Origin of the sequence: Mycobacterium heidelbergense, from assembly GCF_050205645.1 — a bacterium.
Lineage (GTDB): Bacteria > Actinomycetota > Actinomycetes > Mycobacteriales > Mycobacteriaceae > Mycobacterium > Mycobacterium heidelbergense_A.
In genome coordinates this window covers 30,218-53,283 of record NZ_JBNMQT010000008.1, presented here as the reverse complement: position 1 = coordinate 53,283, position 23,066 = coordinate 30,218, and the positions used below count along the sequence as shown (strand labels likewise).

At 66.1% G+C, this 23,066-nt stretch carries 26 protein-coding genes; 15 read left to right on the top strand and 11 right to left on the bottom strand.

The genetic code is table 11. From position 1 onward, the window contains the following. Positions 1–3 precede the first annotated feature (3 nt). Entirely contained in the window at positions 4–1,710 is a 1,707-nt protein-coding gene (locus ACQI5H_RS10995) for an MOSC domain-containing protein (RefSeq protein ID WP_427079421.1), read from the bottom strand. A 186-nt stretch (positions 1,711–1,896) separates the two neighbouring features. On the opposite strand from ACQI5H_RS10995, the gene ACQI5H_RS10990 reads away from it, so the two are divergent. The 3 genes from ACQI5H_RS10990 (at position 1,897) to ACQI5H_RS10980 (ending at position 4,233) form a co-directional block, all read left to right on the top strand. After that, positions 1,897–2,766 carry an alpha/beta fold hydrolase gene (locus ACQI5H_RS10990; protein ID WP_427079420.1) on the top strand — a complete coding sequence of 290 codons (870 nt, stop codon included), beginning with the start codon at positions 1,897–1,899 and terminating at the stop codon, positions 2,764–2,766. Between the two features lie 77 nt (positions 2,767–2,843). Next, positions 2,844–3,533 carry a TetR/AcrR family transcriptional regulator gene (locus ACQI5H_RS10985; protein ID WP_427079419.1) on the top strand — a complete coding sequence of 230 codons (690 nt, stop codon included), beginning with the start codon at positions 2,844–2,846 and terminating at the stop codon, positions 3,531–3,533. A gap of 28 nt (positions 3,534–3,561) precedes the next feature. Then, the gene (locus ACQI5H_RS10980) at positions 3,562–4,233 is read left to right on the top strand and encodes a TetR/AcrR family transcriptional regulator (protein WP_427079418.1); all 672 of its coding nucleotides are present in this window, start codon (positions 3,562–3,564) and stop codon (positions 4,231–4,233) included. Positions 4,234–4,255: 22 nt separating this feature from the next. Here the strand turns inward: ACQI5H_RS10980 and ACQI5H_RS10975 are convergent, their stop codons facing one another. After that, entirely contained in the window at positions 4,256–4,876 is a 621-nt protein-coding gene (locus ACQI5H_RS10975) for a TMEM175 family protein (protein ID WP_427079417.1), read from the bottom strand. Positions 4,877–5,102: 226 nt separating this feature from the next. Between ACQI5H_RS10975 and ACQI5H_RS10970 the strand changes: the two genes are divergently transcribed. Genes ACQI5H_RS10970 through ACQI5H_RS10950 form a run of 5 tightly spaced genes read left to right on the top strand, consistent with a single transcriptional unit; the run spans position 5,103 to position 8,690 of the window. Continuing rightward, the gene (locus ACQI5H_RS10970) at positions 5,103–6,134 is read left to right on the top strand and encodes a zinc-binding alcohol dehydrogenase family protein (protein ID WP_427079416.1); all 1,032 of its coding nucleotides are present in this window, start codon (positions 5,103–5,105) and stop codon (positions 6,132–6,134) included. A 46-nt stretch (positions 6,135–6,180) separates the two neighbouring features. After that, entirely contained in the window at positions 6,181–7,062 is an 882-nt protein-coding gene (locus ACQI5H_RS10965; RefSeq protein WP_427079415.1) for a DUF427 domain-containing protein, read from the top strand. Next, positions 7,059–7,490 carry a VOC family protein gene (locus tag ACQI5H_RS10960; protein ID WP_427079414.1) on the top strand — a complete coding sequence of 144 codons (432 nt, stop codon included), beginning with the start codon at positions 7,059–7,061 and terminating at the stop codon, positions 7,488–7,490. The genes ACQI5H_RS10965 and ACQI5H_RS10960 overlap by 4 nt, the downstream gene beginning before the upstream one ends. Beyond that, entirely contained in the window at positions 7,487–8,182 is a 696-nt protein-coding gene (locus tag ACQI5H_RS10955; protein WP_427079413.1) for a haloacid dehalogenase type II, read from the top strand. The genes ACQI5H_RS10960 and ACQI5H_RS10955 overlap by 4 nt, the downstream gene beginning before the upstream one ends. 40 nt (positions 8,183–8,222) lie before the next feature. Further along, on the top strand, positions 8,223–8,690 hold the full coding sequence (locus tag ACQI5H_RS10950) for a cupin domain-containing protein (protein ID WP_427079412.1): 468 nt from the start codon (positions 8,223–8,225) through the stop codon (positions 8,688–8,690). On the opposite strand, the gene ACQI5H_RS10945 is transcribed toward ACQI5H_RS10950, so the two are convergent. Beyond that, positions 8,684–9,091: a VOC family protein gene (locus ACQI5H_RS10945; RefSeq protein WP_427079411.1), complete on the bottom strand. Its 408-nt coding sequence runs from the start codon at positions 9,089–9,091 to the stop codon at positions 8,684–8,686. The two genes, ACQI5H_RS10950 and ACQI5H_RS10945, sit on opposite strands and share 7 nt — an antisense overlap. A gap of 87 nt (positions 9,092–9,178) precedes the next feature. On the opposite strand from ACQI5H_RS10945, the gene ACQI5H_RS10940 reads away from it, so the two are divergent. From ACQI5H_RS10940 to ACQI5H_RS10930, 3 genes are all read left to right on the top strand, one after another. Further along, on the top strand, positions 9,179–9,997 hold the full coding sequence (locus ACQI5H_RS10940; RefSeq protein ID WP_427079410.1) for a GntR family transcriptional regulator: 819 nt from the start codon (positions 9,179–9,181) through the stop codon (positions 9,995–9,997). Between the two features lie 93 nt (positions 9,998–10,090). Further along, positions 10,091–10,555 (top strand): YbjN domain-containing protein, encoded by a 465-nt coding sequence (locus ACQI5H_RS10935; RefSeq protein WP_427079409.1) that lies wholly within the window; start codon positions 10,091–10,093, stop codon positions 10,553–10,555. Positions 10,556–10,628: 73 nt separating this feature from the next. After that, complete coding sequence (locus ACQI5H_RS10930) at positions 10,629–11,444, top strand: lysophospholipid acyltransferase family protein (RefSeq protein ID WP_427079408.1); 816 nt, start codon at positions 10,629–10,631, stop codon at positions 11,442–11,444. Between the two features lie 54 nt (positions 11,445–11,498). On the opposite strand, the gene purQ is transcribed toward ACQI5H_RS10930, so the two are convergent. The 3 genes from purQ to ACQI5H_RS10915 all read right to left on the bottom strand — a co-directional run bounded on the left by purQ (position 11,499) and on the right by ACQI5H_RS10915 (position 13,143). Continuing rightward, on the bottom strand, positions 11,499–12,173 hold the full coding sequence (gene purQ / locus ACQI5H_RS10925) for a phosphoribosylformylglycinamidine synthase subunit PurQ (RefSeq protein ID WP_427079407.1): 675 nt from the start codon (positions 12,171–12,173) through the stop codon (positions 11,499–11,501). Next, on the bottom strand, positions 12,170–12,409 hold the full coding sequence (purS, locus tag ACQI5H_RS10920; protein WP_427079406.1) for a phosphoribosylformylglycinamidine synthase subunit PurS: 240 nt from the start codon (positions 12,407–12,409) through the stop codon (positions 12,170–12,172). The genes purQ and purS overlap by 4 nt, the downstream gene beginning before the upstream one ends. Positions 12,410–12,471: 62 nt before the next feature. Next, positions 12,472–13,143, bottom strand: a complete 672-nt coding sequence (locus ACQI5H_RS10915) for an ATPase (RefSeq protein ID WP_427079405.1) — start codon at positions 13,141–13,143, stop codon at positions 12,472–12,474. A gap of 33 nt (positions 13,144–13,176) precedes the next feature. Here ACQI5H_RS10915 and ACQI5H_RS10910 point away from each other — a divergent pair, with 33 nt between their 5' ends. Then, positions 13,177–13,815 (top strand): MBL fold metallo-hydrolase, encoded by a 639-nt coding sequence (locus ACQI5H_RS10910; protein ID WP_427079404.1) that lies wholly within the window; start codon positions 13,177–13,179, stop codon positions 13,813–13,815. Positions 13,816–13,826: 11 nt separating this feature from the next. Here the strand turns inward: ACQI5H_RS10910 and ACQI5H_RS10905 are convergent, their stop codons facing one another. Both ACQI5H_RS10905 and ACQI5H_RS10900 read right to left on the bottom strand, forming a co-directional pair. After that, the gene (locus ACQI5H_RS10905; protein ID WP_427079403.1) at positions 13,827–15,482 is read right to left on the bottom strand and encodes an FAD-binding dehydrogenase; all 1,656 of its coding nucleotides are present in this window, start codon (positions 15,480–15,482) and stop codon (positions 13,827–13,829) included. Between the two features lie 49 nt (positions 15,483–15,531). Then, complete coding sequence (locus ACQI5H_RS10900) at positions 15,532–16,236, bottom strand: DUF2334 domain-containing protein (protein WP_427079402.1); 705 nt, start codon at positions 16,234–16,236, stop codon at positions 15,532–15,534. A gap of 108 nt (positions 16,237–16,344) precedes the next feature. Between ACQI5H_RS10900 and ACQI5H_RS10895 the strand changes: the two genes are divergently transcribed. Both ACQI5H_RS10895 and ACQI5H_RS10890 read left to right on the top strand, forming a co-directional pair. Beyond that, positions 16,345–17,964, top strand: a complete 1,620-nt coding sequence (locus ACQI5H_RS10895; RefSeq protein ID WP_427079401.1) for a DHA2 family efflux MFS transporter permease subunit — start codon at positions 16,345–16,347, stop codon at positions 17,962–17,964. Positions 17,965–17,978: 14 nt separating this feature from the next. After that, positions 17,979–18,425, top strand: coding sequence for a DoxX family protein (locus tag ACQI5H_RS10890; RefSeq protein WP_427079400.1), 447 nt, complete (start codon positions 17,979–17,981; stop codon positions 18,423–18,425). On the opposite strand, the gene ACQI5H_RS10885 is transcribed toward ACQI5H_RS10890, so the two are convergent. Then, on the bottom strand, positions 18,354–20,516 hold the full coding sequence (locus ACQI5H_RS10885) for a S9 family peptidase (RefSeq protein ID WP_427079399.1): 2,163 nt from the start codon (positions 20,514–20,516) through the stop codon (positions 18,354–18,356). The two genes, ACQI5H_RS10890 and ACQI5H_RS10885, sit on opposite strands and share 72 nt — an antisense overlap. Then, positions 20,513–21,406 (bottom strand): phosphoribosylaminoimidazolesuccinocarboxamide synthase, encoded by an 894-nt coding sequence (locus ACQI5H_RS10880; protein ID WP_427079398.1) that lies wholly within the window; start codon positions 21,404–21,406, stop codon positions 20,513–20,515. Before ACQI5H_RS10880 ends, ACQI5H_RS10885 begins: the two co-directional genes overlap by 4 nt. A gap of 64 nt (positions 21,407–21,470) precedes the next feature. Between ACQI5H_RS10880 and ACQI5H_RS10875 the strand changes: the two genes are divergently transcribed. After that, positions 21,471–22,091, top strand: coding sequence for a hypothetical protein (locus ACQI5H_RS10875; protein ID WP_427079397.1), 621 nt, complete (start codon positions 21,471–21,473; stop codon positions 22,089–22,091). On the opposite strand, the gene ACQI5H_RS10870 is transcribed toward ACQI5H_RS10875, so the two are convergent. Further along, entirely contained in the window at positions 22,072–23,064 is a 993-nt protein-coding gene (locus ACQI5H_RS10870; RefSeq protein ID WP_427079396.1) for a tellurite resistance/C4-dicarboxylate transporter family protein, read from the bottom strand. The two genes, ACQI5H_RS10875 and ACQI5H_RS10870, sit on opposite strands and share 20 nt — an antisense overlap. Between the last annotated feature and the right edge of the window lie 2 nt (positions 23,065–23,066).

The window sequence follows — 23,066 nt, the reverse complement described above, 5'->3', positions numbered from 1 at the left end:
TGGCTAGAGGTCGAGGACGAGGTCGCTTTCTGGGGCCGCCGAGCAAATGAGGACCGTTCCCCGCCCCGGCGGCTCCAACGGCGCCTGGACGTACGTTGTCGTCCCGGCGACCACTCCGGTCTCACACACATGACAGACACCGCTTCGGCACGAGAATCGGCTTGGCACATCGCAGGCTTCGGCCAGGTCCAGGATATTGGCGTAATCGGCGGACCAGTTGACGGTAAGTCCGCTGCGCGAGAAGGTGATCGACGGTCCGGTGCCCGGCGGTCCCGCGGGCGGGTGCGGCGGCTTGCGCGCGGCCCCCGCAACGATGCCGGGGTTGATCGGCGGTAACGCGCCGAACAATTCGCTGTGAATGCGCGCAGGATCGAGCCCGGCTGCGGTGAGGGCGTCGCGCGTGTCCGACATGAACTGTGTTGGACCGCAGAGATACACCGCGGCATCGGTCGGCAGCCCTAGCGATGCTATGGTCTCGGCATCCGTGCGTCCCTGCGTCTGCGTGTAGAACACCAGCTGCCGGGCGCGCGGCAACGACTTGATGAGGGTCGTGACTTCCGTTGCAAAGGCCTGGGTTTCGTGGCTGCGGGTGGTGTGCAGCCACCAGATGTCGCGGTTACTGCGAGCAGCCGACAGCGTATGCAACATCGCCAGTACGGGTGTGATGCCGATTCCCGCCGAAATCAGGACCACCGGATTGCTTTCCTCGGTCAGGTAGAAGTCGCCGCGCGGCGCGGCGGCCTCGACGATGGACCCGGGCTGGACGTGGGTATGCAGCCAGCGACTCACCAAGCCGTGATCTTCGCGCTTGACACTGATGCGGTAGTCCCCGGTGCCGGGGTCACCCGAGAGGGAGTAGCTGCGCATTGGCGTCGGCTTTGCGGCGCCGGGGATTCGCACGGTCAGGTACTGGCCGGGAAGCGGTCGGGGCAGCGAACCCCCGTCAGCGGCTTGCAGGCGGATCGACATCACCTGCGGGCTTTCCCGGGCTATCGCGCAGACCCGCAGCGGGCGAAAACCGTTCCATCCCGGCTCGATTCCGACGGCCGGTGTGGTCTCCCCCGCTGAACCGTCACGAAGCATGTCGCGGAACGACTGCTGCCATCCGGGGCTGAGCGCCGGTACGTCGACGACCTTGCGCAGCCGTTCGATGTTGCGGTTCGGCAAATACAACAACGCGTCGACGTCGGCAACGCTGAGTTCGTGGCGGCCGCGCCGGACCCGCACGATGTCGTCACCGGCACGGACATGCCCCTCGGTGATGACCCGGAAGTAGAACCCCGGGCGATGCTGCGACACAAGAAGATTGGGCATCTCCGGTTCGTCGAGGCGCAGTCCGACCCGAAAGCAGGTGACACGCGGCTGGGTGACCTCGAACTCCGCCTCACCGATTCGGTAGCGGTCACCGATGCAGACTTCGTCGTCGGATAGTCCGGTAATGGTGAAATTCTCGCCGAAGTGACCGGGCGCCAGGTCTTCGCGATTCAGGTAGGTCTTCCAGAAGTCATACGACTCCGTCTGGTACACCATGACGGCGCGTTGCTCGCCGCCGTGGCCGGCCAAGTCGCCCTGCCCGTCGCCATCGATGTTGATGCGGCGCACCATGACAGGGCCTTCGACCGGGGTTTTCCATATCCCGGTGTACACGGTCTTATCCCGCCATTGCACGTTCTTCGGCATGCCCACATTGACCGAAACAAGCTTGCCCACCGTGTCTCCTCCCGCTCACGCCGGCGAAGCTACTGGGATAGCTGACCCAGAGTATTCCCCGCCCGCCGTGCGGTCAACGCCTTCGGAGCCTATTGCGACCCGCTAATTTTGGTGCATACTGGGATGCACATCCCAAAAACTGTACCGGAGCCTCGAATGACGCCCCACCGTTGCAGGAGGTATCCCATGCCGGCCGTTCATCATCGTTACACCACCGTCGACGGCCATCGGCTGTTCTTCCGCGAAGCTGGCGACGCGGGCGCGCCGGTGCTGGTCCTGTTGCATGGATTTCCGACCAGCTCCTACATGTACCGGCACCTGATTCCGGCGCTCGCCGACCGCTATCGCGTGATCGCCCCGGACCACCTGGGCTTCGGGCTCTCGGACGCGCCGAGCGTCGAGGAGTTCGACTACACCTTCGATGCGCTCGCCGACCTGACCGCGGGCCTGCTGCAGGGCTTGGGCATCGATCGCTACGCAATGTACGTGCAGGACTATGGCGCCCCCATCGGCTGGCGACTGGCGCTTCGCGAGCCGTCCACCATCACCGCGATCATCAGCCAAAATGGCAACGCGTACGACGCCGGGTTCGTCGAGAGCTTCTGGAAGGTCGTGCAGGCCTACCAACATCAACCGACGCCCGAGACCGAGGCCCCGGTACGGCAATTCCTCACCTTGGAAGCCACGCGATGGCAGTACCTCACCGGGGTCGCCGACGAAACGCTGGTCGATCCCGAAACCTGGTATCACGACTACGCGCTGATATCCCGGCCCGGCAACGACCTGGTGCAGCTAAAACTGCTGCGGGACTATGCCACCAACGTGCCGCTATACCCACGCGTGCACGAATATTTCCGGGCGAGCCGCGTGCCGCTGTTGGCCGTGTGGGGTCGCGGTGACGAAATCTTCGGCCCGGCCGGCGCCGAGGCGTTCGCCGATGACCTTCCCGACGCCGAAATCCATTTGCTCGACGGCGGCCACTTCCTGCTGGAGTCCGCACTGGACGACGTCGCCGAGCTGATCCGCAACTTCCTCGCCAAGCACCTGTCCACTTGACGAGGCGCTGACGGCGCAACGCCAGCAATGGGCTGGATATCCCATAATTGGAGGCACTCGCAGGTTAGCCTGACGCGATGGCCCATCCCGATGTTCAGGACGAACAACGGTTGACCGCCAAGGGGCGTGCCACCCGCGACAGGATCGTGCAGGCCGCCGCCGAGCTGATCGTGACCCAGGGGCTGTCGGCCTCGAACATGGAGAACGTGCGCAGGGCCGCGTCGGTCAGTGGTTCCCAGCTCGCTCACTATTTCGCCGACAAAAGCGCGCTGATTCGCGCGGTCGTCAGGCGCCAGATCGGCGTGGTGCTGGACTTCCATCGCCAGCCAAAGCTTGGGCACCTCGACTCGTTCGACGACTTCGAACGGTGGATCGATCTCAACATGCGCTACCTGCGCCGCATCGGAACCTCCGGCGGCACACCGACTTACCATGCCTTGGCCGCGCAGCTGGCGAAGTCCGACGACGCGACCCGCGCCACGTTGGCCGCGGGGTATTGGCAGTGGGTCGAGTTGCTCGAAGCAGCCATCCAGCGAATGAAAGATCACCGGATTCTCGACGCGAACGCCGATCCGCGTCAGCTGGCGTTGGTCTTCGTCGGCGCTCACCAGGGCGGCGCCACGTTGGCGTTTACCTATCGGGCGGAGTGGCCACACGCCGATGCCACGCGGTTCGCCGTCAACTACCTGCGCATGTTCGCGACCGATCCCGCTGAGCGAGCGCCGCGTCCGGCACGACGTCCCCGTCGTCGGCGCCGCGCGACCTAGGCCCATAGGACTGATGCCAAGGCGCGCCGTGAACCAAGACAGCACACCGAGATTCACCCGCAAGGGACTGGCGACCCGGACACGTATCGTCGGCGTCGCCGCCCGGCTCATGTTCGAGCGGGGCGTCGCCAACACCAGCATCGACGAGGTGCGCAACGCCGCAGGCGTGGGCGGGTCGCAGATCTCACACTATTTTCGTGACAAACGCGATCTGACCCGCCAAGTCATCGCCGCGCGATGCGACGATGTGATGACGTTTCATACCCGACCTCAGCTCGGCGCGCTCGACAGTTTCGAGGCGCTGCAAGCGTGGGCCGACGCGTGTGTGGCCGACGTCGACACCGTCTACCGCAGGGGCGGGTGCGTCTATGGCTCGCTGGCCGGTGAGCTGATCGACGCCGACGACGAAATTCGCGACGATCTCGCCGACGGGTACGACGCGTGGCTTGAGCTATTCCAAACCGGTCTGACGGCGATGCGGCGCCGGGGCGAACTGCGTTCCGACGCCGACCCGCGACACCTGGCCGCGTCGCTGGTCATCGCGCACCAGGGTGGCGCCATGCTCACGCACGCCACGGGAGACGCGGAACCGCTGCGGATCGCCGTCAACGCGGCCGTCGACTACGTGCGATCCTTCGCGGCCGCTCCCGCGCGTCGTAGCGGGCGATCGACCTCGGCGCGGCGCACACCGAAATCGTGAGCAACCGCGCGGTCGGCAGATGTCAGTCCGCTTCGCCCGCAGCGCTTTTCGGTGCGGGAATGTCCGGTCGCAGGTAGCCGACCAGACATAGGCAAATCAGGGCCATACCCACCACCGGCCATCTGAGTGCGATCACCGCCGCGGCCGTGAAGACACCGATCGTGATGACCGACCTCATTCGCAGCATCCGCCGCATAAGCTGCGACACGTCCTCGTGGGCGGGCCGATCGACAGCCTCCCAACAGAGTGCGACGTAGGTGACGTTCACGAGGACGAAGACGCCCGCATACAGTGCCACGGGCGCGGCGGCCAGCCTGCTATCGGCGATCCACTCGGTGGTAAACGGGATCAGCGACACCGAGAAAAGATGCGCGAAGTTCGACCACACGAGTCGTGGGGTCGCGGTTTCCGCATAGTTGAACAGGTGATGGTGATTGACCCAGACGATCGCGATGAACAGATAGCTGACCACGTAACTCAGACCCGTGGGCCACAGCGGCAACAGGGCACTGAAGCTGTGGGCGGATGGCGGCTTGAGCTCGAGGACCAGGATCGTGATGAGCACCGCGAATACGCCATCGGAAAACTGCCTGACCCTTTCCGGGGTGGTTTGTCGCACGGCCACCGTTTCCTCCCGCCTCATTCGGGCCCCGTTGCCTATCCATTATGTTGGCCCGGCCCAGGAGGGCGGGTACCGCTTTGGGCAAACCGCGACGAGCGGCCTGGACAAATCTGGGTGGTCCAGCCCATAATATTGGGTTAAGCGACCCATTAAGTATCCGCCGACGATGGTAATCTAACTGCCGCACTGCGGCTCTCGCGACCCAATATCCGAAGCCGGACTAACGATTTGGAAATGAGACAGGGTGATGGCCACACCGCCTACGGCGCCCGCAGTAGTGCGCGAACAGCCTGGCGGGGAACGCATGCGCGCGATCATCCTGAAAGGGTTTGGCGGGCTCGACAGCCTGGTCTATGCGGACATCCCCAAGCCGCTGCCCAAGAACGGCGAGGTCGTGATCAAGGTGCAAGGGTTCGGTATCAATCACGCCGAGATGCACATGCGTCGGGGGGAATGGGCGGAAGCCGCGGAAGTCAGCGGCATCGAATGCGTCGGGATCGTCGACTCGTGCCCGGGAGGCGAATTTCCGGTCGGCGCCAAGGTGGCGGCGCTGATGGGCGGCCTGGGGCGAACCATCAACGGCAGCTATGCCGAATACACCCGAGTGCGCGCCGCCAACGTCGCCCTCATCGAATCCGACCTGCCCTGGTCCGATTTGGCGGCACTACCCGAAACCTATGCGACCGCTTGGACGTGTCTGTTCCGCAACCTCAACCTCGCGGCCGGACAGACCCTCGTACTGCGCGGCGCCACGTCATCGTTCGGCCAGGCGGCCCTCAAGATGGCGGTCGCCGCCGAGGCGCGCGTCATCGCGACCACGCGCAGCTCCAAGCGCATTTCCATGCTGGAGAATTTGGGCGCCGCCCGCGTCGAATTGGAGCGGCCCGACCTGGCGGCCCACATCGCCGAATCAAAGCAGATCGACGCCGTCCTCGACCTGGTGGGCAACAGCACCATCCTCGACTCCCTCGACATGCTGCGCCGCGGCGGCTCGGCGTGCCTGGCGGGGTGGTTGGGGGGACTTGATCCCATCGGGGACTTCAACCCGCTGCTACGCATGGCCAGCGGGGTGAACCTGAACTTCTTCGGCAGCTTTGTGTTTGGGACTCCCGGCTTCCCGCTTTCCGACGTGCCGCTACAAGACATCGCACGGCAGGTGGCCGACGGCAAGCTCGACGCAAAGCCGGCGCGCGTCTTCCCGTTCGATCAAATTCATGAAGCGCACCGAGTCATGGAGGCGGGGGAAGCCGGCGGAAAGATGGTCGTCGTCATGAACTGACGCCGGCTGCGGCTTTTGGGAAGTTCGCGACAGGGAGGACTGGACGATGGGTTTGGCATGGCAACAAGGTCCACTGGCCACAAGTTCGATCGGACACTTCCTCACCGAGCAGCCGTTGCCGCCGCGCCTGCTGTATGCGGAGCCGTTGCGCCGCCGCATGCGGGTGCGCTTCGCCGACAAATGGGTCGCCGACAGCGAGGACGTCATCCTGCTCCACGAGCCGGCGCGCTACCCGGTCGCCTATTTCCCGCGCGTCGATGTCGAACCGGACATCCTCGTCAACGAGGACCGGGTCACTCAACACCAAGACCTCGGCGACACGAATTGGTTCACCGTCAAGGTTGCGCAGCGAGAGGCGAACCACGCCGCCTGGCAGCACACGGGCTTGCCGCAACACGCGGCCATTCTCGATGGGCGACTGGCGTTCGCCTGGCGCGCCATGGACGCCTTCTACGAAGAGAACGAACGCATCGTCGGGCACGCGGCCGATGCCTATCACCGCATTGACATCCGCTCTACTTCGCGGCATCTCGTCGTCCAGGATGGCGAGCAGGTGATCGCCGACACCAAGCACCCACTGGCGCTGTATGAATCGGGCTTTGCACCCCGGTGGTACGTTCCGCGCGAGGATATCGACGAAGCCGCCCTCAAACTCATTGATATACAGACGTTTTGCCCCTACAAGGGGATCTGTTCCTATTACGACATCGGCGGCCACAAGCGAGCGGCGTGGTCCTACGTCAACGCCTGGCCCGAAGTGGGGCGGGTAACCAATCTGGTGTCCTTCGAGCCCGACAAGATCTACGTCTGTCTCGACGGGAAACAGCTGCAGCTCGCGCCCGGCCAAACCGTCATTCCCCATGGTGTTGATCGAGGCCTGGACACCGACGAGGTGCTCGGGAAGACACCCACCGGAGTCAGGCAATGAAAGCGCTGCTCGAGGTTGTCATCCTGCCGGTATCAGATCCCGATCGTTCGCTGCGCTTCTACCGCGACCAACTCGGCTTCGACCTCGACGTCGACTACGCACCCGCACCCGGTTTCCGGGTCATCCAGCTGACGCCCCAGGGATCCCACACCTCCATCCAGTTCGGTGCCGGACTGACCGACGCGCCTCCGGGCTCGGTGCAAGGTCTGTATCTGGTGGTCTCCGACATCGAGAGCTGCCGCTCGGAACTAGCCGATCGCGGGGTGACCGTCAGCGGCATCCGCCACAAGAACACCGACGGCGGCTGGCGAGGGGGATTCCTCCCCGGCCCTGATCCCGACCGAGCCGACTACGCCAGCTTTGCCTATTTCCACGACCCCGATGGCAATGCGTGGGTGCTCCAAGAACGCAACCACCATCCGGCATGAACCGAGAGCAGCCGCCATCTGTCCTCGTATTCGACGTGAACGAGACGCTGGTCGATATCGATTCCCTCGCACCGCTTTTCGCGGACTTGTTCGGCGACGAGCGGGTGCTCCGCGAATGGTTTGGACAGCTCGTCATGTACTCGATGGCCACGACATTGGCGGAGAACTACGTGAACTTCTCCTCCCTCGCCCAGGGGGTGCTGCGCATGCTGGGCGACATCTACGAGGTGGATGTCACCGACGACGATCTGCTCCGCCTGAAGTCGCGTCTGCTCTCGATGCCGCCACACCCAGATGCGGCCGAGGGACTTGCCAGGTTGCGCGACAATGGTTTTCGACTGGTCACCCTCACCAATTCACCACCCAACCCGGACGGACCGACGGCGCTGCAGAATTCGGGGCTGGCGGGATTCTTCGAACGACAGTTGAGTGTGGACGCCCGCCGCGCCTTCAAGCCGTCGCCGGTGGTGTATCGGTACGTGTGCGAAACGCTCGGGGTGGCCCCCGAGGATTGCATGATGGTGGCCGCCCACGTGTGGGATACCCTCGGCGCCCAAAACGTCGGGTTCAGCGGCGCCCTCATTGCGCGCCCGGGCAACCCGCCGCTGCCGGTTGACGGCCTGCCGCAGCCCGACCTGGTGGTACGCGACATGCGCCAGCTCGCCGAGGAGCTCACTACGAGGCCGCGCTGAGCCCGGCCGCCGCGGCATGCCCGAGAGGCAGAATGGAGCGATGGCGACATCGGACGGATTTCATCCAGACTTCGACGAGACGACGACGTCGGCCGCACGCAACCGGGTACACCACGTCAGGGCCTCGGACATCAGCTCCGATACCGCACAGTCGGAGGGATTGCGGCGCTTCGCGGCGCTGTCCGGAAAGTCGGTCGGTGCGGCGAAGCTGTGGATGGGTGAGACACACGCGTTGCCCGAAGCCGTCTCGTCCAACCACCATCACGGCGAATCCGAGACGGCGATCTATGTGAGAAGCGGCAATCCGGAGTTCGTGTTTCACGACGGTGTCCAGGAAGTGCGCATCTCTGCCGCTCCCGGCGACTACGTCTTCATTCCGCCCTACCTGCCGCACCGAGAAGAGAACCCCGATCCGAACACCACGGCGGAAGTCGTGATCGCGCGCAGCACCCAGGAGGCCATCGTCATCAACCTGCCCGCGCTCTATCCGCTCAAAGATCCTCAGTAGACGGCGATTTCGATCAGGTTCCCATCGATATCACGGCAGTAGTGCGAGGTCATCGGACCCAATGCGCCGATCTTGGTCACCGGCCCCGAGATCACCTCGACTCCACACCGCGCAAGGTGGGCCCGTATCTCGTCGGGCGCAGAGCCGGTGACGAAGCACAAGTCCGCCGAACCGGCCGCTTCGACGGATCCGGTCACCCAGTCGGGGTCGTCGGCCAGCGCGCCGACCGGCCGCAGGTTGATCTTCTGATCGCCGAAGCACAGCGCGGTTCTGTTGGACGGCCCGAACGTCTCCCGCCTCATGCCGAGCACCCGCTCATACCACGCTGCGGTGGCCTCAATGTCGCGGCAATTCAACACAATATGGTCCAACCGTTGCACCGCTAGTCCCACGGTCAACACTCCTGATCGTCGGGGGAGCTGTCTCGAATCGACGCTAGCGCGGCGAGCGGTTGCCCCGGCCAGCCATAAGACGTTTTAATACGTCTTATGGCCACTCGGGAGCTGGACCTCGGCGGCGCCGACCTGCGCATCAGGCGCGGCAGCGTGCCGGCCAGCACCCAGCTCGCCGAAGCGCTCAAGGCGCAGATCATCGGGCAGCGCCTGCCCCGCGGGGCGCGGCTGCCCAGCGAACGGGAGCTGATTGAGCGCTCCGGATTGAGCCGGGTGACCGTGCGTGCGGCGGTGGGGATGCTCGAGCGCCAGGGCTGGCTCATTCGGCGGCAGGGCCTGGGCACTTTCGTCGCGAATCCGGTGCGGCAGGAATTGGGCTCCGGTGTGCGCACGATCACCGAAGTCCTGGCAAGCTCCGGCATCACGCCGCAGGTGGATGTGCTCTCCCATCACGTGGGTGAGGCGCCGCGACGGGTGGCCGAGACGCTTGGCCTGTCCAAAGTCCTATGTATCAACCGGCGTTTCCGCGATGGGGACCGACCGCTGGCTCTGATGACGGCCTACCTGCCGTTGGGGCTGGGAAAAGCCGTCGAGCCGCTGATGTCGAAAGCGCCGGGTGCGCCGAACAGGTACGCGATGGAATCCACCTACACCATGTGGGAGCGACTCGGCGTCCACATCGTCCGGGCTACCCATGAGATCCATTCTGCCGCTGCGTCTTTGGCGGTCGCAGCCGCGTTGGATCTGCCGAAGGGCTCACCGGTCCTGGTCCTCGAGCGCACGAGCTACACCGCTGCGGGCAAGCCCGTCGAGGTGGTGGAATTCCACTATCGCCCGGAGCGGTACCGGTTTTCGGTCACGTTGCCGCGGCTAATGCCCGAGCCGGGCGCCGGGATCGTCGAGACGCCGGAATAGTCACTCTTGCTCAGCGAATTCTCATCAGATTCTTCGGTGCCGGCTTGCTCGGCTCAAAGCATCCGCAAAGTCACCGGCCTCAGCATTGATCGCATGACGAGCGAGCCGCTGTGCGCAAACCTGATCGAACGCTACTTGTGCACTCGCGGCAGCCGGTATTTCCGCGGCGCGCACGACGGTGAGTACTTCTACGTCGCGAACACTCGTCCCCGCCGACTGCACGTGCACCTCGAGATCGCCCCCGGCCATCACGACGTGTTGCTCGTTCGCGTCGCTCCCGCGTGCTTCTTCCCGGCGTCCGACCGTCCCTGGCTGACGCACGTCGCCGACGCGTGGAATCGGCAGGATCGCGGAGTCACCGCGGTCGTGCACGGGTCCTCCGATCCAGGGCGCCTGGGTGTTGTCGCGCGTCGTTCGCAATGGATCCGCGGCGACGTTGCATTCGAGGACTTTGCGACTTTCGTCGACCGCACGATCGCGGCCGCGATCGAATTCTTCGGCGGGTTGACCCCGGTTCTCGAGCAGCCATCGCCGGCGCTGGTGTTGGACGCCGGCTGACGATGTTTGGGAGCGCCGTCGCGGAGGAAATAGCAAATAGGAGGAAATAACCAGCGGAACCCGAGGGTGAACCATGAACGGCAGCACCGGCCCGGCGACGGAGAATCGCGAGACCGCCAAATGGGACCCGACGTTCACCAAGCAGATCTCGAACGCCGTCGGACCCTGGATCAAGCGGTGGTATCGCGCCGAGGTGCGAAACGTTCGCAACATCCCGGCGGCCGCCGGGGCCCTGGTGGTGTCCAACCATTCCGGTGGAATGTTCACTCCCGACGTGCTGATCTTCGCCCCGGCGTTTTACAGCGCCTTCGGCTACGACCGCCCCGTGTACACCCTTGGCCACTACGGCCTGTTCATAGGTCCGCTGGAGAGCTGGCTGCGACGCCTCGGGGTCATCGAGGCGAGCCCCGAAAACGCCTCCGCCGCACTGCATTCGGGCGCGGTCGTGCTGGTATTCCCGGGCGGTGACTATGACGCGTACCGGCCCACGTTCAGTGCCAACACAATCGACTTCAACGGCCGCACCGGCTACGTCAGGACCGCCGTCGATGCCGGAGTACCGATCGTGCCCGCCGTGTCGATCGGCGGCCAGGAGACCCAGCTGTTCCTGACCCGGGGCAACTGGTTGGCGCGCAGGCTGGGAATCACCAGAGCCCGGGTGGACATCTTGCCCATGAGCTTCGGGTTTCCCTTCGGGCTGAGCGTGGTTTTCCCGCCCAACGTGCCGTTGCCGGCCAAAATTGTCACCGAGGTGCTCGAGCCGATCGACGTCACGGCCCAATTCGGCAGGGACCCCGACGTCGACGAGGTCGACGCCCACGTGCGTTCGGTGATGCAGACCGCGCTCGACCGGCTGGCCCGCGAGCGCCGGTTCCCCGTGCTGGGCTGACGGTCCCCACGGCGCAGCGTTCGCCGAACTGCGCTATGCCGCAGGGGTTTCCGCTTAGGCGGCCAGGACCGCGTCCAGCGCCGAATAGAACAGGCCGAGCCCGTCGTCGGAGGGACCCGTCAATGCCTCGATGGCATGCTCGGGATGCGGCATCAGGCCGACGACGCGGCCGTTGGCCGAGCTGATGCCGGCGATGTCATGCAGCGAGCCGTTGACGTTGTCGTGGTAGCGAAACACCACCCGGCCCTCACCCTCCAGCTCGTCCAGCACGGTCGCGGGCGCGACATAACGGCCCTCGCCGGACTTCAGCGGCACCAGCAGATCGGCGTCGGCCTCGAAGCGCGACGTCCACGCCGTCGTGGTCGAGGTCACCCGCAGCCAAACGTCGCGGCAGATGAAGTGCAGGCCCGCGTTGCGGGTGAGGGCGCCGGGCAACAGCCCGGCCTCGCATATGACCTGAAAACCGTTGCAGATTCCCAATACCGGCATACCGCGCCGTGCGGCGTCGACCACTTCGGCCATCACCGGGGCGAATCTGGCGATCGCGCCGGCCCGCAGGTAGTCGCCGTAGGAAAATCCGCCCGGCACCACCACGGCGTCGACTCCCTTGAGGTCGGCGTCGGCGTGCCACAGGCTGACCGCCTCGGCGCCGACACGGCGCGCGGCCCGCGCGGCGTCGACGTCGTCGAGCGTCCCGGGAAAGGTAATGACGCCGATTCGTGCCGTCACAGCGGTTCCCGGCTTATCGTCCAGTCCTCGATCACGGTGTTCGCCAACAGTGATTCCGCGATTTCGGCGAGCACTGAGTCATCGATGGTGTCGTCGACCTCGAGCTCAAACCTCTTGCCCTGGCGGACATTTGAGACTCCACCGTGGCCGAGCCGGCCCAGCGCGCCGACAATCGCCTGACCCTGCGGGTCGAGAATCTCCGCTTTGGGCATCACATGCACGACCACCCGAGCCACCGGCGCTCCTCCTCAGATCTTGCTCGGCGCTAACTCTACCGGCGAGGGGTGCCGCACGCGGGTCACGGGCACGATGCGATGTACGCCTCGCACAGGGGCGCGGTCATGGCGTCCAGCACCGGATCGTCTGCCATCGAGGGCCAGGGTACCTCCGGGGGTCCCGACGACCACAACGTGAGCTCGGTGATCGTGCTGCTCGCGACGTGTGCGACCAGGTAGGTGTGCATGATGGCCGGCCCACTGATGACCGCGGCCATCCGATTCGGCTGGTCGGTGGTGATCGACGGCGACTGCTGCGGCGCCCCCTGCTGGCAACCGCGTAAGGCGGCGACGGCAGTGCTGAACACCCCGGCCGCGGCCGAACCGCCGCGCGCCGTGTCACCGCGCCAGTGCAGGATCTGCGCCTGCAACTGCCACTGCCCGTCCGGGTGGACGGCGGTCACCCGGGCAGCCACCGCCGAATCGCGCGGGTCCTGCGGGACCGCGGGCGCCGCGCACAGAGCCTCGAAGCGGAAGCGCGGCCCGGCCCCGGTCGCCGGCGTCGCCAGTCCGGCCAGCGCGGGCCAGTTGTACACCGAATTGAGCGGAATGGCGCGCTGCTGCATCCACGCGCTGTCTGGGATCTGGTCGCACACCGGCGGGCAGGTCTGGGGCTCGGCGTGTGCCGGCACCACGACGACAAGGGCTACCGCAAGGCCACCGGCCACCAGCATCGTCGCCAGGATCACCCGCATCGGTATCACCCCCGTCAGGGCACAATCGTAAACATGCTACTGACGCATTTCGGTCATTCCTGCTTACTTGCCGAGTTCGATCAAACCCGCGTGCTCTTCGATCCCGGCAGTTTCGCGCACGGTTTCGAGGGCATCACCGGCCTGACCGCCATCCTGATCACCCACCAGCACCCCGACCATGTCGATATCGCCCGGCTGCCGTCGCTGCTCGAGGGCAACCCGGACGCAGCGCTCTACGCCGATCCGCAGACCACCGGGCAGCTCGGCGAGCCGTGCCAAGCGGTGCACGTCGGCGACGAGCTGCGGATCGGTGAGCTGACCGTCCGGGCCGTCGGCGGTCGGCACGCGGTGATCCACCCGGAAATCCCTGCGATAGAGAACATTTCGTATCTGGTCGGCGACGCCGACCACCCCGCGCGGTTCATGCATCCCGGCGACGCGCTGTTCGTCCCCGACGAGCCGGTGGACGTCCTGGCAGCTCCGGCGGCCGCGCCGTGGATGAAGATCTCCGAGGCCGTCGAATACCTGCGTGCGGTGGCGCCGGCCCGCGCGGTGCCCATTCACCAGGGGATCATCGCCCCGGACGCGCGGGGCATCTACTACGGCCGACTCACCGAGATGACCGACACGGACTTTCAGGTGCTGCCCGAAGAAAGCGGGGTCACCTTCTAACGGCACAACTGCTAGGTGATGTCGTCGGCGGCGCCGCGGCCGGCGGCCCGGCCGGAGAATATGCAGCCGCCCAGAAACGTGCCCTCGAGCGCCCGGTAGCCGTGCACGCCGCCACCGCCGAACCCGGCCACCTCGCCTGCCGCGTACAGCCCGGTCAGCGGTGTGCCGTCGGCCTTGAGCACCCGCGCGGCCAGGTCAGTCTCGATGCCGCCCAGCGTCTTTCGAGTCAGAATGTGCAGTTTGACCGCGATCAGCGGCCCGGCCTTCGGATCGGTGAACCGGTGCGGCGCCACCACCCGGCCCAGCCGGTCACCCAGGTAGCCACGCGCGGCGCGGATCGCGGTGATCTGGCCGTCCTTGCTGAACCTGTTGGCCACCTCACGATCGCGGGCGGTCACCTCGGCTTCCACCGTCGCGTAGTCGAGCGGGACCACGTCAGGCAGCTTGTTCATCCCGGTCACCAACTCGCGCAACGAGTTTGCGCTGACGAAGTCCACGCCTCGGTCGACGAAGGCCTGCACCGGCCGCGGCGCGCCGGAGCTCGCCCGGTTGCGCAGCAGCTCCCTCACGCTCTGGCCGGTCAGGTCGGGGTTCTGCTCCTGGCCGGACAGCGCGAATTCTTTCTCAATGATCTTGGCGTTCAACACAAACCAGGTGTAGTCGTATCCGGATTTGGTGATGTACTCCAAGGTGCCGAGGGTGTCGAACCCGGGATACAGCGGAACCGGGAGCCGCTTGCCGGACGCATCCAGCCACAGCGGAGACGGGCCCGGGATGATCCGGATGCCGTGCAGCGGCCAGATCGGGTCATAGTTCGTGATGCCCTCGGTGTAGTGCCACATCCGGTCGGGGTTGATCACCCGCGCGCCGGCCTGCTGCGAGATTCCGATCATCCTGCCGTCCACGTGGGCGGGCACCCCGCTCAGCAGCTGCCCGGGGACGCGGCCCATCCGCTTGGGCCAGTTCTTGCGCACCAGGTCATGGTTTCCCCCGATGCCGCCGCTGGCCACGATCACCGCCGATGCACGCAACTCGAATTGCCCCACAGCTTTTCGGGACGAAGGCAGCCCGCGTGGCTCAGGCGATGGCTCAAGCACGGTGCCGCGGACACCGGTCACCGCGCCGCCCTCAACGATCAGCTCGTCAACCTGGTGGCGGTGCGCGAAGCGCACCGTCGACCTATCCCGCAGCCGACGCGCGAAGATCTCGACCAAGGCGGGTCCGGTGCCCCACGTGATGTGAAAGCGGGGCACCGAATTGCCGTGCCCCTGTGCGCCGTAGCCGCCGCGCTCGGCCCAGCCCACCAACGGAAAGACCTTCAGGCCCCGGTCGCGCAGCCAGCTGCGTTTCTCGCCGGCCGCGAAATCGACGTAGGCGTGCGCCCACTGGCGCGGCCAATAGTCCTCTTCGCGATCGAACGCGGCGGTCCCCAACCAGTCCTGCAACGCAAGCTCGTGGCTGTCACGGATGCCCAGCCGCCGCTGCTCGGGGCTGTCGACGAAAAACAGCCCGCCGAACGACCAGAAGGCCTGCCCACCCAAGTTGGCGCTGTTCTCCTGGTCCACGATCAGCACCCGAAGGCCGCGATCCACCAGTTCGCAGGCGGCGACCAGGCCCGCCAAGCCCGCCCCGACAACGATCGCATCGGCCGCGAAAGAATCGCTCATGTCGGACCAGGTTAGTGCCCCGCGCCGGGCGATTAAGCGGACGGCTTAGTCACGCGGCGTCGACAACGGCCTTGTTGGACCGCCATTCGTACACCGTCGGGGTGCACCCGTGCATCGCGGCCAGGTCGACCGCGTCCAGCACCGCTTGCAGCGGCCCGGGCTTGCGCAACTGGCGGCCGGCGATCGCGATGCGCACGATCCCGCCGCGCCGGGAGATCCGGTCGGCGGACAGCACAACCATGCGGCACCACCACGGCTCGGTCAGGAAGCCCTCTCCGATGCCGAGCACGCGGGTGCGGACGGTGGTGTGGCGGACCAGGTCGGTGATCCCGTGCAGATCAGCGAGCAATCGAAACCCGTTGCGCGGCAACACCTTCACCACCCCCGGCGACACTACCCAGCCCGGCGCCGCGAACAGCCGGGTACGCAACCCGAGGTGTTCGAGCACCCGGTCGGCGGCCGTCAGCCGGAGGTTGGCCTCGTGCGCCCGCAGCATGGCGAACTCGCCGCGCCGCTTCTTGGTGGCCGGGTCGTCGTAGCCGTGCAGCACGATGGCGTCGCCCCCGGCGCGCCGCGCGGTAAGCCACTCGACTGTGCGCGGGTCGCGGTCGAGTCGGTAGTCGCCGGACAGCCGCGGGGCCACCAGCAACGACACCGGCACATCGCGGGCATCCATTTGTGCGCAGAACGCCTCAACGTCGCCCAGGGTGCGCTCCCCTATCCCCGACACCGAGACGATCAATTTTCCAGACACACTCGCAGTTTGACCATGTCAGGTGTCGGAATGGTGAAGGACACGCGGACAGCAGGCGTATATCGAGTCCGCGGCGACGCAGGCCAGGGACGCGGCAATCGATTCGATATGCTAAGCAACGCCATGGAGAAGGCCCGTTCCGCAGCGGCCGACACCCCGCTGACCACCCCTCCCACGCGGCAGCCCGGCGCCGGCGTGCATGTCTATCCAGACAAGCTGGACGCCCCGCTGCTGCGGATCTCCGGCGTGTGCATCCTCGCCACGGTGATGGCGATACTCGACGTCACGGTCGTCAGCGTCGCGCAACGCACCTTCATCGGCGAATTCGGCTCGTCCCAAGCCGTCGTCGGTTGGACGATGACCGGCTACACGCTCGCCTTGGCGACGGTGATTCCGGTAACGGGCTGGGCCGCCGACCGATTCGGCACCAAGCGGCTATTCATGGGATCCGTGCTCGCCTTCGCGCTGGGCTCGCTGCTGTGCGCGGTGGCGGCAAATATCCTGCAGCTCATCGTGTTCCGCGTGGCGCAAGGCATCGGAGGCGGCATGCTGATGCCGCTGGGATTCATGATCATGACCCGTGAAGCGGGCCCCGGGCGGCTCGGCCGCCTTATGTCGATCCTGAGCATTCCCATGCTGCTCGCCCCCATCGGTGGGCCCATCCTGGGCGGCTGGCTCATCGACACCTCGAGCTGGAGGTGGATCTTCCTGATCAACCTCCCCATCGGCCTGGTCACCATCGTCCTCGCGGCCATCGTGTTCCCGCGCGATCACCCGGCGCGCTCGGAAACCTTCGACGTGGTCGGCGTGTTGCTGCTGTCTCCGGGCCTCGCGACGTTCCTGTTCGCGGTGTCATCCATTCCGCGCTGCGGCACCGTCGCCGATCGTCGCGTGCTGATACCTGCGGTCGTCGGCCTGGTGTTGATCGGCGCATTCGTGCTGCACGCGTGGCACCGCGCGGACCACCCGCTCATCGATCTGCGGCTGTTTCAGAACAAGGTGCTCACCCAGGCCAACGTGACGATGCTGGTCTTCGCCACCGCCTTCTTCGGCGCCGGCCTGCTGCTTCCGAGCTATTTCCAGCAGGTGCTGCATCAGTCGCCGATGCAGGCCGGCACGCACATGATCCCGCAGGGCCTCGGCGCCATGCTGACCATGCGCCTGACGGGGCCGCTCGTAGACCGACAGGGTCCGGGCAAGGTCGTGCTGGTGGGCATCGCGCTGATCACCGCCGGCCTGGGCACCTTCGCCTTCGGCGTGGCCAAGCAGGCGCAGTACCTACCCACGCTCCTGGTCGGGTTGGCGATCATGGGCCTGGGCATGGGATGCACCATGATGCCCCTGTCGGTCGCGTCCGTGCAGGCGTTGGCGCCGCACCAGATCGCCCGGGGCACAACGCTGATGAGCGTCAGCCACCAGGTGGGCGGCTCGATGGGAACAGCGCTGATGTCGATGATCCTGACCAACCAGTTCAATCGAAGCGAGAACATCTCCGCGGCAAACAAACTCGCGGCCCTACAACAGAAGGCCGCCGCCAGCGGGGTGCCCCTCAATCCGGCCGCGATACCCCGGCAGGCCCTCGCCCCGGACTTCGCGGGCAATGTGCTGCACGACCTTTCGCACGCCTATACGGCGGTGTTCGTCGTCGCGGTCGTGTTGGTGGTGTCAACGGTGATCCCCGCGGTGTTTCTGCCGAAGCGGCCCGCGAGCCAAACAGCCGGCGAATAGATTGGACGCTTGAGATGGCTCCGTTGATCACGCTGCTGGTGGGCACCATCGCCGCTCGGTGCATTGGCTGGCTCGGCGTCGGCTACGTCAACAGCTGGGCGGCGGCGCTCGCTGTTGGGCTGGCCGCGATGTTCCTGATGACGGGTCTCGCCCACTTCGCGCCGCAGCTGCGAGGCGACCTGATCGCGATTGTGCCGCCGCGGTTGCCGGCTCCTGGCTACCTGGTCACCCTCACCGGCCTGCTCGAGCTGCTGGGCGCGGTGGGGTTGTTGCTTCCCGTGACGCGAATGGCCGCGGCCCAGTGCCTACTGGTGCTGATGCTGGCCATGTTCCCGGCCAACGTCTACGCCGCCCGGATGCCCGATCCGCCTAAGTCGATGACGACGCAGCTACCCCTGCGCATCGCCATCGAGGTCGTCTTTCTGGGCGCGGCCGTAGCGGTCGCCGTCGGCAGCGGCTAGCAGCCAGGCGTACTGGAATGCGGCCTCTTCCCAGGCCCGGTAGCGACCGCTGACCCCGCCGTGGCCCGCCGCCATTTGGGTCTTGAGCAGCACCGGATTGCCGTTGGCGTTCGCGTGCCGCAACGCCGCGACCCACTTCGCCGGCTCCACGTAGTAAACCCTGGTGTCGTTGAGCGACGTCATCGCCAGGATGGCGGGATAGCGCTTGGTCTCGACGTTCTCGTACGGCGAGTAGGACTTCATGTAGGCGTAGACTTCGCTGTCGCTCAACGGGTTTCCCCATTCGTCCCATTCGGTGACGGTGAGCGGCAGTGACGGGTCCAGGATGGTGGTCAGCGGGTCGACGAAAGGAACTTGGGCGAGGATTCCGGCGAACAGATCCGGCGCCAGGTTGGCCACCGCGCCGACCAGCAGGCCACCCGCACTGCCACCCAGCGCCACCAACTCTCGCGGCCGGGTCAGCCCCAAATCCACCAAATGCTTTGCCACCGCGACGAAGTCGGTGAAGGTGTTCTTCTTCTCGAGTAGCTTGCCGTGCTCGTACCACAGCCGGCCCATCTCGCCGCCGCCGCGGACGTGGGCGATGACGAACACCATGCCCCGGTCCAGCAACGACAGCCGCGCGATGGAAAAGCTCGGGTCCGTGCAAATCTCGTAGGCGCCATAACCGTACAGCACCGTGGGGGCCGGGAATTCGAGGCCGGCGCGGTGCACGATCGACACGGGGATCCTGGCGCCGTCGTCCGCGCGCGCCCAGTCGCGTCGCTCCACGTAATCCGTGTGCCGGTAGTCGCCGAGCACGGGCTGCTCACGCAGTAATATGCGTTCGCCGGTCGCCAGGTCGATGTCGTAAACGCGTGTCGGGATGACGAGCGACCCGGCCCTGATCCGCAGTCTGGGCGACTTCCAATTAGGATTGCCGCCCAAGCCGGATGACATCAGCTCGGATTCGAACGAGATCTCTTCGGGCTCGCCGTAGCCGCCGCCGGAGTCGATGGGCCACAACTGGATCCGCGGCAATGCCTCGCGGCGGTAGCTGACCACCAGATGATCGGCGAAAGCATCCACGCCGTCGAGTCGAACATCGTCGCGATGCGGGATCAGGGTGCGCTGCTGCGCCGGGGCGTCGACGGGCGCCTCGGTCAGGGTGAAGTTCACCGCGCCGTCGTTGTGCAGGATCAGGAACCGATCCTCGCCCCCGATCACCGCGTGCTCCACCGAATACTCGACTCCTTCGCGCCGCGGCAGCACCACGGTGAACTCCGCCTGCGGATCGGCCGCGTCCGCGTACCTGAGCTCTGACGTGATCGACGAACCCGACGCGATGAACACGTAGGCTTCGCTGCGGGTGAGCCCGACGCCGAGCCAGAAGCGTTCGTCCGCTTCGTGATACACCAGCTCCGACGGCTCGCCGGAGCCCAATCGATACCGCCATATCTTGTCTGGACGGTGCGCCGCATCCAGCGTCGCGTAGTAGACAGTGCGGTTGTCGGCGGCCCAGGTCACCCCGGCACCGATGTCGGCGATCTCGTCGGGGAACATCTCGCCGGTGCGTAAATCCTTGAACCGCAGCGTATATCGTTCGTCACCGATAATGTCGACGGAGTAGGCCAGCAGATTGGCATCCAGGCTGACCATCGCGGCGCCCAGCGCGAAGAAATCGTGGCCTTCGGCCTCGATGTTCGAGTCGAGCAACACCTCTTCACCGGGTATCTCGGTGTTCTCATCCAGCGCCGGCGGCGTCCAATCGTCGGGATCGGCCACCGGGCAGCGGCATTGGGCGCGGTATTGCTTTCCCTCGAATGTTCTGGAGTAGTACCACCAGTCACCCTGACGAGTCGGCACCGACAGGTCGGTTTCCTTGGTGCGCGCCTTAATCTCGTCGAAAATCTGCTGCCGCAACGGTTCAAGGTGAGCGGTGGCCCGATCGACGTAGTCGTTTTCGGCTTCGAGGTAGGCGATGACCTCAGGGTCGTCCTTCTCGCGCAGCCATTCATACGGGTCGACGAACACGTCCCCGTGGTGCTCCCGCCGGGTCTCCACCCGCTTGGCGATCGGCGGCGCGGGCGTCTGCGCAACGGACTGCGTCATGCGCCGGGGCCGATCCAGTCGTCGAAGCTCATGCCGGAGATCCGTTCGTAGGCATTGATGTAACGTGCGCGGGTGGCGTCGATGATGTCGTCCGGCAGCGGCGGCGGGGGCTGTGAGCCCTTCCGGTCCCAGCCCGACTCGGGCCCGGTCAGCCAGTTGCGGACGAACTGCTTGTCGAAACTGGTCTGCACCACACCCGCCCGGTAATCCTCGGCCGGCCAATACCGCGAGGAATCGGGCGTGAATATTTCGTCGGCCAATACCAGGTTGCCCTCACCGTCGCTGCCGAATTCGAATTTGGTGTCCGCGATGATGATTCCCTTCGTCAGGGCATGATCGGCGGCCTGAACATAGATCCGCAACGTGCTGTCGCGTAGCTGGTTGGCGCGCACCGCGCCCACCATCTCGATCACCCGGGCGAAGGGAATGTTCTCATCGTGGTCGCCCAGTGCGGCCTTCGTTGCCGGGGTGAACAGCGGCGTGGCGAACTTGCTGGCCTCGACCAGACCCGGCGGCAAGGCGATACCACAGACCTTCCCGGTCGCCTGGTAGTCGAGCAACCCAGAGCCGGTCAGATAACCGCGTGCCACACATTCCACCGGGAGCATCTCGAGCTGCCGCACCACCAGCGCGCGGCCAAGCACCTCGTCGGGGATGCGCGGGTCATTCGGCGGCCCGGCCAGGTGGTTCGGGGCCTCGACGAGGTCGAAGAAAAACACGCTCATCGCGGTCAGGATGCGGCCCTTGTCGGGGATCGTGCTGTCCAGGACATAGTCGTACGCAGAGATCCGGTCGGTCGCGACCAGCAGCAGGTGCTCGTCGTCGACGCGGTACAGCTCACGGACCTTGCCGCTGGCCAGATGCTGATAGTCGGACAGTGCGGGGCGCATCCGGCCAGCCTATCGGGCACCGCGCGGCCGACCCCGTACCGGGAGCTGTGCTGGAATTTCGGTCATGACATCCCGGTTCTTGCCCTACTCCACCAGACCAGTCCGGCTGCTGGCTCAACTGTTCAGCGATGTCGCCGTCGTCGTGTGGACCGTCATCTGGCTGCTCGTCGGGGTCGCCGTCTACGACGCCATCTCGACAATCGCCGAAGCCGGCCGCCAAGTCGAAAGCAGCGCGCATGGCATCGGCGACAACCTGGCCTCTGCCGGCCATGGTGCGCAGCACATTCCGCTAGTGGGCGACGCGGTCAGCAAGCCGCTGACCGCTGCTAGCCACAGTGCCCTCGACATCGCGAGCGCCGTCCACGACCTGGACACCACGACGAGCTGGCTCGCGGTGCTGCTCGCGATCTCGGTCGCCGCCGTCCCCATCCTGATCGCGGTGGTGCCGTGGTTGTGGCTGCGGCTCCGGTTCTTCCGGCGCAAACGAACGGTGACCGCCCTGGCCGCCACCCCGGCCGGCGAGCAACTGCTGGCGTTGCGGGCACTGACCAACCGGCCGCCACGCAAACTGACCTCCGTCAGCGTCGACCCGGTCGGTGGGTGGCGCCGTGAAGACCCCGTCACAATTCGCGCGCTGGCTGCACTCGAACTGCGCGCGGCCGGGATCACGCTTCGCGCGGGCTGACGAACATGCGCCAAGCGCGCAACAGCCCAGCGGCGACGACAATCAGCCACGCCGCCAACGCGTCCCAGAAAAACACCAGCGACACGGTGATCAGCGACCGCTGCCCCAGCTGGGCCGCCATGCTGTAACTGGCCGCGGAGTACATGCCCAGCGGAAAGACGAACGCCCACCACACACCGGCGAAGTGCAGCATTTCGGGGCGGCGGCGGATGCGGTGCAGACCGAAGTAGATCAGCGGCGGAATCCACAGGGTGGCCGCCACCCAGGTCACCACGGTGACGGCGAGTACCGGCCCGGCCAGCCAGGCCGGAGCCAGGCCGTGGATCGTGTCGCCGGCCAATGTCGCAATTGCCAAGCCCCCCATCAGGATCCACGTATCGGGCTCGAACCCGTCGCGGTCCTGGCGCTGCGCGACGCTGCGCCACAGGATCAGCCAGGTCATCAGGCCGTACATGCACAGCGCCGCCAGCCAAACCGGCACGGCGACCGCCAACCACCAGCGCTCGGGGGTGTACCGGGCCGCCTTGGCGCCCACGATCGCCAGACCCGAGGTGCCCACGCTGGCCAGCTCCCACGCGCCGTGGGCACGGTCGCGCAAGCGTGACCACCCGAAGGCCGACATGTTGCGCACGCTGAGCGCGATCAGCACCAGCCACGACGCCAGCGCCACCACACCCAACACCAGCGCCAGCACCGGCCGTGACGCCACCCGGCTGTCCAACACCGCGCACGCGGCGACAAAGGTGAACAGCCGCAAGGTGACATCGGGATCCTTGAGATCCCAGCGCGCATGGCGCCGCGCGAGGATCACCACGACGACAAGAACCACCAGTCCGAGCGAGGCCAAAACACCCATCGTTTCACTGATTTGGCGGTAGCCGTGGTTCGCCGCGGCGATGGACAGGATTCCCGTCGCCATCACCGCGGCGAACACATCGGGTGACGGCTCGACATCGGCGAGCCGGGAAGTCACCG